Genomic DNA, 12,483 nt, shown 5'->3' on the forward strand with positions numbered 1-12,483 from the left:
CATAGCGGCCAGCGTAGGATGGTGGGCTTTGCTCCCAATCCGTTCAAAATCAAGATAGCAAAAGGAGAATATTATGCCGTACATTCCGACCGTCAAAGATGTTTCCCCGCGCGGTGAGCGCTATTTCGACCTCTTCTCCAAACTCCTCGGCGATCGTGTCATCGTTATCACCGAAGCGATCGACGACCACATGATGGGGGTCATCGTCTCCCAGCTTCTTTATCTGGAGGCTATGGATTCGGAGGAGCCGATCCACATGTATATCAGTTCCCCCGGCGGATCGGTGATGGCGGGGCTGGCGATTTTGGACACGATGAACCTTATCAACGCCCCCGTCCACACCTACGCGATGGGGCTGGTAGCCTCGATGGCGGCGGTACTCTTTACCTGCGGAGAAAAAGGTCACCGTTACATGCTTCCCAATGCCGAAGTGATGATCCATCAGCCGCTGGGGGGCTATTCGGGTCAGGCGAGCGACATCGAGATCCATACGAAACATATCCTGAACCTCAAGCGCCGATTGTATGTCATCCTCTCCGAAGCGACGGGGCAAAGTACCAAAGTGATTGAAAAAGAGTCCGACCGTGACAATTACATGGAAGCCTCACAGGCGATTAAATTCGGTCTTGCGGACGAGATCATCACCAAATTCAGCGCAAAGGATGTCTGATGAGTGCCACGGAAAAAACCTGCTCGTTTTGCGGTCGTAAACAGAGCGAAGTGAAAAAAATGTTCTCCTCGGAGACGACCCACATCTGCAACGAGTGCGTCTCCACCTGCGCGGGGGTGCTCCAAAAAGAGGTGCGCTACGAGCAGCGCTCGGCGATGCAGCAGCAGCTCCCCGTCCCCGAGAAAATCGTCGAATTCCTCGACAAATACATCATCGGGCAGGAAGAGGCGAAAAAAGTCCTCGCCGTCGCCCTCTACAACCACTACAAACGGATCGAAAACCCCATCTACAACAACGTGGAGCTCGAAAAAAGCAACATCATGCTCGTCGGCCCGACGGGAAGCGGTAAAACGCTGCTGGCCAAATCGCTCTCCAAGATCATGCAGGTCCCCTTCGCCGTCGCCGACGCGACCGCACTGACCGAAGCGGGATACGTCGGCGAAGACGTCGAGAGCATCCTCAGCCGCCTCCTCGCCGCGGCGAACTACGACATCGACCTCGCACAGCGCGGTATCGTCTACATCGACGAGATCGACAAAATCGCCCGTAAAGGGGAGAGTTCCACGATGGGGCGCGACGTATCGGGTGAAGGGGTTCAGCAGGGATTGCTCAAAATCCTCGAGGGTGCCGAAGTCTACGTCCCCATCAAGGGGAGCCGCAAAAACTCCACCACCGAGACGGTGCTCTTCAACACCTCGCACGTCCTCTTCGTCTGCGGCGGTGCCTTCGTCGGCCTCGTCCCCGACACCCATACCAAAAAGTCCAACAAAGTCGGATTCGCCAAAAGCTCTGGCGACAAAGCTGCCAAGCCCAAAAAAATCGATGCCAAAGCGCTCGTCCACTACGGGATGATCCCCGAGTTCATCGGGCGTATCCCCGTCGTAGCACAGCTCACTGAACTCACCAAAGATCAGATGATCCAGATCCTCACCGAGCCCGACAACGCCCTCATCAAACAGTTCCAGGCGTTTTTCGACATGGACGGCATCGAGCTGAATTTTGATAAAAAAGCGCTCGAAGCGGTGGCACAAAAAGCGATCGATAGAGGGGTGGGAGCCCGCGGATTACGGGGAATTATCGAGGAGGCAATGCTGCCGTTGCAATACAGCTGCCCGTCCAAGAAGAATCTGCAAAGCGTCACGATCACCGACGCGGTCATCGACGATCCGACCAAAGAGCCTATTTTCGTTTATAAGCAAGAAGATCACGCCGAAGCGTGATCTTCCTAGTGTTTATTGCAGCTTCTGCGCTACGAGGTCGTTGACGACCTGAGGGTTGGCTTTTCCTCCGGTCGCTTTGAGCACCTGCCCGACAAAGAATCCGAACAGTTTGGTATTACCCGCTCTGTACTTTTCGACATTGTCGGGGTTTTTCGCCATCACGTCATCGATGATCGGCGAAATGAGCGCGGGGTCGCTGATCTGCACCAGTCCCTGCGCTTCGACGATCTGGGCGGGATTCTCGCCGCTTGTAACCATCTCTTCGAATACCTGTTTGGCGATTTTGTTGGAGATGATCTCCTCATCGATCATTTTGACCAGTTCGGCGATCTGCGCGGGGGTAAATTTCAGCTCACTCGCCTCTTTTTCTTTGAGCTCACGGGCCACTTCGTTGGAGACAATATTAGCCAATGTGACAGGGCTGTTGTACGCGGAGAGTGAGGCTTCGAAGAATGCAGAGAGTTTCTCATCCCGTGCGAGGGTGTTGGCCACTTCGTTCCCCAGTTTCATGGTCTCCGTATAGGTTTTATATCGGGCCTGCTCCGCTTCGCTCATCGGGGCCACTTCCCCCTCGACCTGCACCTTTTTCTCCGGCGCTTTGCGCTCAGGTTTGGCCGGGGTTTCATCCGCTTTGGCCTTTTTGTTCCACGAGTCTTTTAAGCCTACGATTTTGTTGAATACCGGCGCTTCGTCGGTGTAGTCGACCGGATCGGCGTAAAAATACCCCTGACGCTCGAACTGGAAGCGCACGTCGGGTTTTTCGGTGATGACGGCCGGTTCGATGAGGGCGTTTTTGATGATTTTCAGCGAGTCAGGATTGAGGTCTTCGACCCCCTCGGGCGCTTCGCAGGCGTAGAGACGGTCATAGAGTCGTACCTCGACCGTTTTCGCACTATGTGCATCGACCCATTGGATCGCACTTTTTACCTTGATACCGCTCGTGTCCGAACCGCTTTTGGAGTCGGGATGGTACGTTGCGATAATCTCGGTGATGTTGCCATCAGCGTCTTTGATCACCTCTTTGCACGAAATAATATAGGCGTGTTTGAGGCGCACCGGCTGTTCGGGTGTCAGGCGGTAAAATCCCGCGGGAGGGTTCTCGCTAAAATCGTCGCGCTCGATGTAGATCTCACGGGAAAACGGCAGTTTGCGTGACCCCTCTTTGGGGACGTCCTCGGGGTAATACGAGGCGTCGAGCTCTTCGGTGCCCTCATAGTTCTCGATGGTGATTTTAAGCGGGTCGAGGACACACATGACGCGCGGTACTTTGGTATTGAGATCGTCACGGATGCAGAATTCAAGCTGTGCGACATCGACCATCGAGTTGGCTTTGGCGATACCGATCTGATGACAGAAATTGAGGATCGACTCAGGGGTATATCCACGTCGGCGCAACCCTGCGATCGTCGGCATCCTAGGATCGTCCCAGCCGTTCACGTAGCCTTCGTTGACGAGTTCGAGGAGCTTTCGTTTGCTCATGACGGTGTAGTTAATCCCCAGACGCGCGAACTCGTGCTGATACGGGCGCGGTGATGTCAGCCCCAGCGTATCGAGCACCCAGTCATAGATGTCACGGTTGTTTTCAAACTCCAGCGTACAGATCGAGTGGGAAACCCCCTCGATATAGTCGGAGAGACAGTGACCGAAATCGTACATCGGGTAGATATGCCATGCATCGCCCGTGCGGTAGTGGTGGGCGTGACGGATGCGGTAGAGGAGCGGATCGCGCATCTTCATGTTCGCCGCGCTCATGTCGATTTTGGCACGCAAAACGTGTTCACCGTCTTTGAACTCGCCGTTTTTCATCCGCTCCAGCAGGTCGAGGTTCTCTTCGACGCTCCGCTCGGCATAGACGCTGCGGCGACCCGGTTCGGTGACCGTTCCGCGATACTCTCGGATCTCCTCTTCGCTCAGGCTGTCGACGTAGGCTTTGCCCATTTTGACGAGTTCGACGGCGTACGCATAAATCTGCGGGAAATAATCGGAGGTGTAGCGGACGTTCCCCTCCCATTTGAATCCCAGCCATTCGACGGCGTCTTTGAGCGCTTCGACGTAGCGGGTATCTTCGGTCGTGGGGTTGGTATCGTCCATTCGCAGGTTACAATGACCGTTGTAGTCCCGCGCGATCCCGAAGTTGATCGCGATCGATTTGGCGTGTCCGATGTGGGGGAAGCCGTTAGGCTCAGGGGGGAAGCGTGTCACGACTTCGTTATATTTGTGTGCTTTTAAATCTTCTTCGACGATGACACGTAAAAAATCTTTGCTCTCATTCATTGCTCTAAAACCTTCTCAATGGTAATGCTGTACTTTAAAAGTCGTATTTTATCGAATAAGTCCAATTATAACGATATTCAGAGACAGAATCCCATACTGTAATGGTCAAAAACTCATCAAATTGAAATATGTCCTACAGATAGGTTATAATCAGTACATGAAACGACAAGACGTACTCAAAGTATTGGAATCGTACAAACAAGAACATGCCGACGAGTTTGGAATCGTCCGTATCGGCGTATTCGGCTCGGTTGCACGCGATGAAGCGACGGAACAAAGTGACGTCGATGTCGTGATCGAAACGAAACAGCCCAATCTTTTTAAACTTTCCCGCATCCGTCTCGATCTCGAAGAGCTGATGCACACCCATGTCGACCTCATCAGCTACCGTGAGAGCATGAACACGTTCTTAAAAGAACGTATCCAAAAAGAAGCGATCTATGCCTGAAAAGGCTCTGCTGATCGAAACTCTCTCCCAGATTCAGGGCGCAACCGAACGCATCCTCAAACGCTTCGAGCCTATCCGATCTCCTGATGATTTTTTAGAAGATGAAGCGGGTCATGAAAAACTTGATGCGATCTGTATGCAGTTGATCGCTATCGGCGAGAGTCTCAAAAATATCGATAAAATCACCGATAAAAAACTGCTGCCCAATTATCCTGCGGTCGATTGGAAATCGGTCAAAGGGATGCGCGACATTATCAGCCATCACTATTTCGATCTCAACGCTGAAGCGGTTTTTGATGTATGCAAAAACGATATTCAAACGTTAAAAGAGACTATTGAGCAGATACTTAACGACAATAAGTAGACTGTCGCCTTTTTCTCAAGTTACATTGTCTCTTCTTTCAATACCAGCTCGTTTATCTTCAGGTAAAGTTTCATATAAGGCAGCTATTTCTTTAGGCTGTGTAATCATAGTATATGCGATTATATTAATAAGCTCAAAAAGTTTGCTGGCTATTACTGAGTCGTCCTTTAAGTCAATTTGACCAGGATGAACTGCGTCATTACCTACTACTCGAACTATATCTAAAGCTTTTTGTATCGTAACAGGCAAACCCTTTTTCACTAAACTCGCGATATTGTCATTAATATTTTTTCCATCTTCTCCAAGCTGTTTACAAAGTTTTTGAATAGCTAATCTCAATAACGCAACAGAACCTCTTGGAGATTTATTAACTATATTCGCAGCCTCTAAATAGTCCTCAATAATTTCTGAATTTAAATCAGCATTTGGGGATTGTATTCCAGTAGATTCTGGAAAAATCATTTTTTTATTCAACCAAAGGGAATAATTTCCACAATGTGCACAATATACAATTCGTAAATTACTGACTACATTATGAAAACCATTAATGACACTTGTCCAATTTTGATGTGCGTATGCATGGCAATGTGGACAATTAAAACTTTTTAATTCAAATGCAGGTGAAACAAATTTTGACATATCAAAACCTTTGATCATAATAATTAGTATTCTATTTTATTCCAACTTAAAAAATTTAAATCTAAATTCTCGAACAAATCTTGCATCCGCTCCTCATAATCTCCGACAAATGAGGACTACCCATGAAACGCGTTTACCTCGACAACAACGCCACCACCAAACTCGACCCGCTCGTCAAGATGAAAATGCAGCCCTTTTTCGAAGAGCTATACGGCAACCCGAACTCCCTGCACCAATACGGGATGGAAGTACGCCCCTACCTGAACGAAGCGATGGGGTACATGTACGATGCGCTGAACGCCCCCGATCCCGATGACATCCTCATCACCTCGTGTGCGACCGAGAGCAACAACACCGTCCTCAAAGGGGTCTATTTCAAACATATCCTCCGTGATCCGTCCAAAAACCATATCATCACCACCGCCGTCGAGCACCCTTCCGTTTTAGAGACGCTCCATTTCCTCGAAGATAACGGTGCGGAGATCACGTTCGTCGATGTGGATGAAAACGGCTACGTCAGCGCCGAGCGGATGGCAGCGGCGATCACCGACAAAACGGTACTCATAAGTATGATGTGGGCGAACAACGAAACGGGGATGATCTTCCCGGTCGAAGAGGTCGCCGCTATCGCAAGAGAAAAAGGGATTTTGTTCCACACCGACGCGGTGCAGGCGATCGGAAAAGTCCCGGTCGATCTCACCAGAACGCCCGTCGATTATCTGACGTTTTCGGCGCACAAATTCCATGGTCCCAAAGGGATCGGCGGGCTGTACGTGCGCAAAGGATGCGAACTCCCCAACCTCCTCCACGGCGGTGAGCAGATGGGGGGCAAGCGTGCGGGAACCCTCAACGTCGCTTACATCATCGGAATGGGTCTGGCGATGAAGCAATCGGTAGGACATATCGAGAAGATGAACAGCGACGTGCGCGCCCTGCGTGACCGTCTCGAAGACGCTCTAGCCCTGATCCCCGAGACGATCATCGTCGGAGACCGCGCACGCCGTACCCCCAACACGATCCTCATCTCGGTGCGCGGCATCGAGGGGGAGGCGATGCTGTGGGATCTCAACCGCGCCGGGATCGCCGCATCGACGGGGAGTGCGTGCGCTTCCGAATCGCTCGAGGCCAACCCCGTCATGAGCGCCATCGGCGAAGACCCCGAACTCGCCCACACGGCGATCCGCCTGAGTTTGTCGCGTTTCACCACGAGCGATGAGATCGACTACACCATCGACGTCTTCACCCGCGCGGTGGAGCGGCTCCGCGCGATCTCCTCGACCTACGCCTACACGAACGAAGTGGGCTGATGCGCCCTTATCGCAATATTTCCGACGCCGAGCTGGGGGCGCTGGGAGCCCTGCGGGAGTGGGACCCCTCGGCGTTTTCGGCGCTCGATCTTCCCGCCCCCGTGCTGTGGGTTCATACGTTGCGCGAAAAACACGCGACGCTCGATCCTCTCGATGCGCGCCTCATCCGAACCCTCACCGTTTTTGAAGTCCGCTGTGAAGTGATCAGGACCGATTTCGGCAGCTACGCCCTCGCGACGGGCAAAAACATGTTCGTACCCTGCGGCTGCAAACGGTTCTGCGACTGTTTCGGGCAACTCTATCTTCTCAAGCAATCCCCCACCAACTGATAACATTTTCCGGAGTGATTCGGATCGTAACGCATCACCGATTTATCAAAGTACTGATGAACTAACTGTTTATTAAGGCGTTATTCGGTGGTATAATCGGTGAAGATACTCAATACTCGAGGCGGCGATGAAACAGACCATCATCGGAAGCACAATTTTGCTGAGCATGCTTGCACTTCTGGCCGTTTTCCCGCTCTCGGCGGGGTTGCTGGGAGAAAAAGCCCATGCCCTCGATGCTCCCGCCAACCGCCTCGATCCGTGGTTTTTAAAGGGAGAAACCGCGCCTGCCGTCCTCGTCTATTTCGGCTACGTCGGGTGTACCTCGATCTGCATCCCCGCCCTCAACGAAATCGCCCCCCTCTATCGAAAAATACAGCGTCAGGCGCACGGCGTCCCGTTTTATTTCGTCAACCTCAACCCCACGCAGGATCGGGAGTGGGTCGAGCCCTTCGCCCGCAGTTTCCACCCCGATTTCAAAGGGGTTTATGCCGATCTCGCCCAGGTGAGCCGCCTCGAAAAGGATTTTAACCTCGCCATCACCGGGGAGGAGGAGATGTCTCATTCTTCGAACCTCTACCTGATGGTTCGCAACGGTTCGGTGTACGAGCTCAAACGCATCTATACCACCCACCCTTATCACGAGGCTTCGGTACTTGATGATATCCAAAGGTACACCCGATGATTTCACCGTTTACCGTCCTTCGCAGACACGACCGCGAAGAGCTCTCGGCCCATTACCGCGAAGCCGACCGGAACATGATGCTGATCCTCCTCGCCCACGCGTTCATCGCCGTATTCGTCACGTCGAGCTACTATTCGACCTACTGGATCGGCATCCTCGGCAGCGCGTTCATCCTGGGGCTCAGCGGCGCGGCATACGCCACCGTGCGCGGTACGGTATGGTTCCGCCTCATCGCCGCTGTGGCGGTCATGATGTTCTCGGCGCTCTACATCCAGCAGCATCTTGGGCGCATCGAGATGCATTTCCACGTCTTTATCGGGCTTGCGATCCTGACGATCTATAAAGACACCCTCCCCATGCTGGTGGGCAGCATCACAATTATCGCCCACCATTTCCTCTTCAACTGGTTCCAGTCGCGCCAGTTCACCGTTGACGGCAATCCGATCATGATTTTCAGCTACGGGTGCGGGATCGAGTACGTCTACCTTCACGGCGTCATGGTCGTCGCCGAAGCGATCGTGCTGGGGTACATCATCCGCTCTTCCATCCAGCAATTCCTGAGTATCCGCGAAGCCAAAGCGGCGCTGGACCTCTCCAACGAAAAGCTCAACCGTTTCAACCTCCACCTCGAAGAAGAGATCAAAGAACGGACCCATGACCTCCAGCTGGCGCTCCAAAAACAGATCGAACTCTCCGAAGACCTCAAACACGCCAAAGAAGAAGCCGATTCGGCCAACCGCCTCAAATCGGAGTTTCTGGCCAACATGAGCCACGAGATCCGCACCCCCCTTAACGCCGTCATCGGGTTCGCCGAACTGCTCGAACAAAAAATCGAAGGGGTCAAAGAGAAGGGATACCTCACCGCCATCAAAAACGGCGGCCGTACGCTCCTCTCGCTCATCAACGACATTCTCGACCTCTCCAAGATCGAGGCGGGGCACATGAAGATCGAGTACCACCCCGTCAACCTCCGCTCTTTCATCAAAGACATCGTGATGCTGTTCCAGGAAAACGCGGAGAAAAAGGGGCTCCTTCTCGATTACCGGATCGAGCCCAAAGTCCCTGACTGGATCATCGCCGACGAGATCCACCTGCGCCAGATTCTCCTCAACCTCCTCTCCAATGCGCTCAAATTCACCCACGAAGGGAGCGTCACGATCCGCGTCGCGAATCTCTCCCAGCCCGACGAGGGGAGCGTGGATCTGTCCTTTTCGGTGCAGGACAGCGGGATCGGCATCCCCCCGCATAACCGCAAAAAGATTTTCGAAGCATTCGTCCAAAACGACGGTCAGGACAGCCGCCAGTACGGCGGAACGGGACTGGGCCTCTCGATCTGCGACAAGCTCGCGCGATTGATGGACGGGGAGATGAGCCTGGAGAGCGAAGTGGGTGCGGGAAGTACCTTTACCCTCAAACTCTACGGGCTCGAAATCTCCGAACCCCTTTTCCTTGATGAACCGATCGACCATACGCAAGAATACGTCTTCGAACGCTGCCCGATCCTGATCGTCGACGACATCGCAGAAAACCGCCTCCTCCTCAAAGAGTTTTTGAACGAATACGGTTTCGAGATCGATGAGGCCGAAGACGGGCTTATCGCCCTCGAACGGATGCGAAACCGCCATTACACCCTCGTGATGATGGATATCCGGATGCCGAACATGGACGGCTGGGAAGCGATCCGTACGTGGCGGGAAGAGGAGAACCCCGAAAATCCGATTCCAGTCGTCGCCGTCACCGCATCGGTCATGAAACACGACTACGACCGTATCATCCAGTCGTTCGACGGCTTCCTCGAAAAACCGGTCAGTAAAAACGCGCTGCTATCCACGATCCGCCAGTTCGTCCCCCATTCCGTCCATACCCATGCTCCGCTCGCGGCGATCAAAGGTCTGGATCTCTCGGACGCCGGGCAAGAGGGGCTTCGCCGCAAACTGCTCGAACTGCGCGGGAGCGTCTCGAACGCTCTGGCCTCGGGAGACATGGAGACGGCACGTTCCTTGGGAGACGATTTCGACCGGCTCGGGGAAGCGGAAGGGATCGAGGAGCTCAGGGAATACGGCAGCCGCCTGCGCGAAGGGGCCGAAAGCTTTGACGTCAATGCGGTCGAGCAGCTGTTGCACGCCTATGCGAACTATCTTAAACAATGGAGAGCCGAGTGATGGAATCGTGTACCGTTTTGGTGGTCGACGATGAACCGCGTAACATCCAGGTAGTATCAAACATCCTCAAAGAGGTTCAGGGATGCCGGATCCTCTATGCCACGAACGGCGAACAGGCGCTGGAGCGGATCGACAAAAACGATATCGACCTGATCTTGCTGGACATGATGATGCCGGTGATGGACGGGCTCGAAACCTGCAGACGGCTTCAGGCCTCGCCTTTGCACTCGGACATTCCGGTTATTTTTCTGACCGCCAAAAACGACGAAGAGAGCCTCATCGCGGCATTCGAAGCCGGAGCGGTCGATTACGTCACCAAACCGTTCCTCCGCCGTGAACTGATCGCACGGGTCAACACCCAGCTAAAACTCCGCATCGCCCAAAAGAAACTCGCCGACGAGCTCTCCGAGAACAAAGAACTCCTCAAACAGTACAAACAAATCGTCGACCAAAGCTCCATCGTCAGCAAAACCAACCTCGCAGGAGTCATCACCTACGTCAACGACATCTTCTGCGACATCAGCGGGTTTACCCGCGAAGAACTCATCGGACAGCACCACCGCATCGTCCGCCATCCCGATGTCCCCCGTGAAGTCTACAAGGAGATGTGGGACGTCATCCGATCAAAGCGTTCATGGCACGGGATCGTCAAAAACCGCAAAAAAGACGGCGGGCACTACATCGTCGACTCCTATGTCAGCCCCATCCTCGACAGTAAAGGGGAGATCGTCGAATACATCAGCGTCCGCAACGACATCACCGAAATATTCGAACTCAAAGAAGAAGTCGAGGCGACCCAGAAAGAACTCTTTATCACGCTGGGGTACGTCGGGGAGAGCCGATCGAAAGAGACGGCCCTGCATGTCCGTCGCGTCGCCGAGTATTCGAAGATCCTGGCCGAAGCCCACGGCCTGTGCGCGGAGGAAGCCGAACGGCTCTGGCTGATCGCCCCGATGCACGACATCGGGAAAATCGGGATCCCCGACGCCATCTTGAACAAACCGGGAAAACTGACCGAAGAAGAGTTCGAAATCATGAAACGCCACGCCGAAATCGGCTCCTCGTTTTTCCGCAACTCCCCCCACCCGTTGCTGCAGGCGGCGGCGATCGTGGCGAACGAGCACCATGAACGGTGGGACGGGACGGGTTATCCAAAAGGAAGCCGCGGGGAGGAAATCCATATTTTCGGAAGAATTACCGCGATTGCCGACGTTTTTGATGCCTTGGGATGCAAACGGATCTACAAGAGCGAATGGACGATGGAGAGCATCCTCGATTATTTCCGCCAGGAGCGGGGAAAACACTTCGACCCCACACTCGTCGATCTGATGTTCGAAAACCTCGATCGCTTCCTCGACATCCAGGAACGCTTCAAAGACGATCCCGAAGACTAACCGATCGCGATTCGGCCGCCGTAACGGCGTTTGCGCTCCGCCGTATATTCCCACCACGCTTTGGGCTCGCCGCCCTCCATAAAATCGGTGATCGACATCAGTACATCCAGGGCACATGGGTCCTGCCGTTCCCCGAACGCGCGGCAGAAACGGACGTAAAGATCGTAGGGGTCTTCGCCGATCAGCTGCTCCGGACGACTGATGCCGATGCGCATCAGATCGTGCGCCATCGTTTTGCCGATGTTGGGGAGGTCGGTAAGACGTTCGACTTTTTCGCGGACTACTTTGGCGGGATTCACGGCGTCTCCTTTGCGAAACGGCTTGACATCTTTACCCCCATCCTATAGAATCGCGGCTGACATTTTCCTAAAGGGATACCATGCGCAACGATTTTGAAAAAGCGATCCATTTTCGCCATGCCTGCAAGATCTTCGACGAAACACGATCCATTTCTCCCGAAGACCTCGATTTTATCCTCGAAGCCGGCCGCCTGAGCCCAAGCTCGTTCGGAATGGAGCAATGGCATTTTTTTCTCATCAAAGACCCCGAAAAACGCTCTGCAATTCGGGAAGTGGCATGGAATCAGCCGCAGATTACGACCGCGTCCGAACTGGTCGCGATCGCCTACCGCAAAACCGTCCGCTCCCACGACGCCTACATCCAGCAAGAATTCGACAAATTTCACTATCCCGACTGGCTTCGCGAGCTTTATGCCCGCTGGATCGACCCGCATACTGACGAAACGCTTGAGTGCTGGTCATCCCGCCAAACCTACATCGCGGCGGGAAACATGATGACGGCTGCTGCTTCCATCGGGATCGATTCATGCCCGATCGAAGGATTTGAACGCGATGCGGTCGAAAAAATCATGGGGATCGACACGTCGCTCTACGGTGTGCCTCTCCTTCTTCCGTTCGGGTATCGCATCAAAGAACAGCAACCGCGCCACCGATCAGAGCTATCAGAACTCATCACCCTTATCTAGGCCTTCGGC

General features: G+C 53.6%; 13 protein-coding genes. 10 read left to right on the plus strand and 3 right to left on the minus strand.

What is annotated here, in order from left to right; genetic code table 11:
- Nucleotides 1–73: 73 nt before the first annotated feature.
- Together E0765_RS00620 and clpX are read left to right on the plus strand one after the other, a co-directional pair.
- The gene (locus tag E0765_RS00620) at nt 74–670 is read left to right on the plus strand and encodes an ATP-dependent Clp protease proteolytic subunit (RefSeq protein ID WP_132811284.1); all 597 of its coding nucleotides are present in this window, start codon (nt 74–76) and stop codon (nt 668–670) included.
- Complete coding sequence (gene clpX / locus E0765_RS00625; RefSeq protein ID WP_132811285.1) at nt 670–1,890, plus strand: ATP-dependent Clp protease ATP-binding subunit ClpX; 1,221 nt, start codon at nt 670–672, stop codon at nt 1,888–1,890. Before E0765_RS00620 ends, clpX begins: the two co-directional genes overlap by 1 nt.
- Nucleotides 1,891–1,902: 12 nt before the next feature.
- Here the strand turns inward: clpX and E0765_RS00630 are convergent, their stop codons facing one another.
- Nucleotides 1,903–4,164, minus strand: a complete 2,262-nt coding sequence (locus E0765_RS00630; protein WP_132811286.1) for a glutamine--tRNA ligase/YqeY domain fusion protein — start codon at nt 4,162–4,164, stop codon at nt 1,903–1,905.
- A gap of 157 nt (nt 4,165–4,321) precedes the next feature.
- Here E0765_RS00630 and E0765_RS00635 point away from each other — a divergent pair, with 157 nt between their 5' ends.
- Both E0765_RS00635 and E0765_RS00640 read left to right on the plus strand, forming a co-directional pair.
- Nucleotides 4,322–4,612 (plus strand): nucleotidyltransferase family protein, encoded by a 291-nt coding sequence (locus tag E0765_RS00635; protein ID WP_132811287.1) that lies wholly within the window; start codon nt 4,322–4,324, stop codon nt 4,610–4,612.
- Nucleotides 4,605–4,976, plus strand: a complete 372-nt coding sequence (locus E0765_RS00640) for a DUF86 domain-containing protein (RefSeq protein WP_132811288.1) — start codon at nt 4,605–4,607, stop codon at nt 4,974–4,976. Before E0765_RS00635 ends, E0765_RS00640 begins: the two co-directional genes overlap by 8 nt.
- 15 nt (nt 4,977–4,991) lie before the next feature.
- Here E0765_RS00640 and E0765_RS00645 read toward each other — a convergent pair whose 3' ends face one another.
- The gene (locus E0765_RS00645; protein ID WP_255417803.1) at nt 4,992–5,633 is read right to left on the minus strand and encodes a DUF4145 domain-containing protein; all 642 of its coding nucleotides are present in this window, start codon (nt 5,631–5,633) and stop codon (nt 4,992–4,994) included.
- Nucleotides 5,634–5,737: 104 nt separating this feature from the next.
- Here E0765_RS00645 and E0765_RS00650 point away from each other — a divergent pair, with 104 nt between their 5' ends.
- From E0765_RS00650 to E0765_RS00670, 5 genes are all read left to right on the plus strand, one after another.
- Complete coding sequence (locus E0765_RS00650; protein ID WP_132811289.1) at nt 5,738–6,922, plus strand: NifS family cysteine desulfurase; 1,185 nt, start codon at nt 5,738–5,740, stop codon at nt 6,920–6,922.
- On the plus strand, nt 6,922–7,251 hold the full coding sequence (locus E0765_RS00655) for a hypothetical protein (RefSeq protein ID WP_132811290.1): 330 nt from the start codon (nt 6,922–6,924) through the stop codon (nt 7,249–7,251). The genes E0765_RS00650 and E0765_RS00655 overlap by 1 nt, the downstream gene beginning before the upstream one ends.
- A gap of 127 nt (nt 7,252–7,378) precedes the next feature.
- Nucleotides 7,379–7,933: an SCO family protein gene (locus E0765_RS00660; RefSeq protein ID WP_132811291.1), complete on the plus strand. Its 555-nt coding sequence runs from the start codon at nt 7,379–7,381 to the stop codon at nt 7,931–7,933.
- Nucleotides 7,930–10,095: an ATP-binding protein gene (locus tag E0765_RS00665; RefSeq protein WP_132811292.1), complete on the plus strand. Its 2,166-nt coding sequence runs from the start codon at nt 7,930–7,932 to the stop codon at nt 10,093–10,095. Before E0765_RS00660 ends, E0765_RS00665 begins: the two co-directional genes overlap by 4 nt.
- Nucleotides 10,095–11,489 (plus strand): response regulator, encoded by a 1,395-nt coding sequence (locus E0765_RS00670; protein ID WP_132811293.1) that lies wholly within the window; start codon nt 10,095–10,097, stop codon nt 11,487–11,489. Before E0765_RS00665 ends, E0765_RS00670 begins: the two co-directional genes overlap by 1 nt.
- On the opposite strand, the gene E0765_RS00675 is transcribed toward E0765_RS00670, so the two are convergent.
- Entirely contained in the window at nt 11,486–11,788 is a 303-nt protein-coding gene (locus E0765_RS00675) for a helix-hairpin-helix domain-containing protein (protein WP_132811294.1), read from the minus strand. The two genes, E0765_RS00670 and E0765_RS00675, sit on opposite strands and share 4 nt — an antisense overlap.
- Nucleotides 11,789–11,868: 80 nt before the next feature.
- Here E0765_RS00675 and E0765_RS00680 point away from each other — a divergent pair, with 80 nt between their 5' ends.
- The gene (locus E0765_RS00680) at nt 11,869–12,474 is read left to right on the plus strand and encodes an NAD(P)H-dependent oxidoreductase (protein WP_132811295.1); all 606 of its coding nucleotides are present in this window, start codon (nt 11,869–11,871) and stop codon (nt 12,472–12,474) included.
- Nucleotides 12,475–12,483 lie beyond the last annotated feature (9 nt).

The organism is Sulfuricurvum sp. IAE1, from assembly GCF_004347735.1.
Taxonomy (GTDB): Bacteria; Campylobacterota; Campylobacteria; order Campylobacterales; family Sulfurimonadaceae; genus Sulfuricurvum.

Coding starts and splice junctions, on each gene's coding strand:
- E0765_RS00655 (WP_132811290.1), top strand. CDS start 6,922: ATGCGCCCTTATCGCAATATTTCCGACGCCGAGCTGGGGGCGCTGGGA.
- E0765_RS00650 (WP_132811289.1), top strand. CDS start 5,738: ATGAAACGCGTTTACCTCGACAACAACGCCACCACCAAACTCGACCCG.
- E0765_RS00670 (WP_132811293.1), top strand. CDS start 10,095: ATGGAATCGTGTACCGTTTTGGTGGTCGACGATGAACCGCGTAACATC.
- E0765_RS00620 (WP_132811284.1), top strand. CDS start 74: ATGCCGTACATTCCGACCGTCAAAGATGTTTCCCCGCGCGGTGAGCGC.
- E0765_RS00660 (WP_132811291.1), top strand. CDS start 7,379: ATGAAACAGACCATCATCGGAAGCACAATTTTGCTGAGCATGCTTGCA.
- E0765_RS00665 (WP_132811292.1), top strand. CDS start 7,930: ATGATTTCACCGTTTACCGTCCTTCGCAGACACGACCGCGAAGAGCTC.
- E0765_RS00630 (WP_132811286.1), bottom strand. CDS start 4,164: ATGAATGAGAGCAAAGATTTTTTACGTGTCATCGTCGAAGAAGATTTA.
- E0765_RS00640 (WP_132811288.1), top strand. CDS start 4,605: ATGCCTGAAAAGGCTCTGCTGATCGAAACTCTCTCCCAGATTCAGGGC.
- E0765_RS00645 (WP_255417803.1), bottom strand. CDS start 5,633: ATGATCAAAGGTTTTGATATGTCAAAATTTGTTTCACCTGCATTTGAA.
- E0765_RS00680 (WP_132811295.1), top strand. CDS start 11,869: ATGCGCAACGATTTTGAAAAAGCGATCCATTTTCGCCATGCCTGCAAG.
- clpX (WP_132811285.1), top strand. CDS start 670: ATGAGTGCCACGGAAAAAACCTGCTCGTTTTGCGGTCGTAAACAGAGC.
- E0765_RS00635 (WP_132811287.1), top strand. CDS start 4,322: ATGAAACGACAAGACGTACTCAAAGTATTGGAATCGTACAAACAAGAA.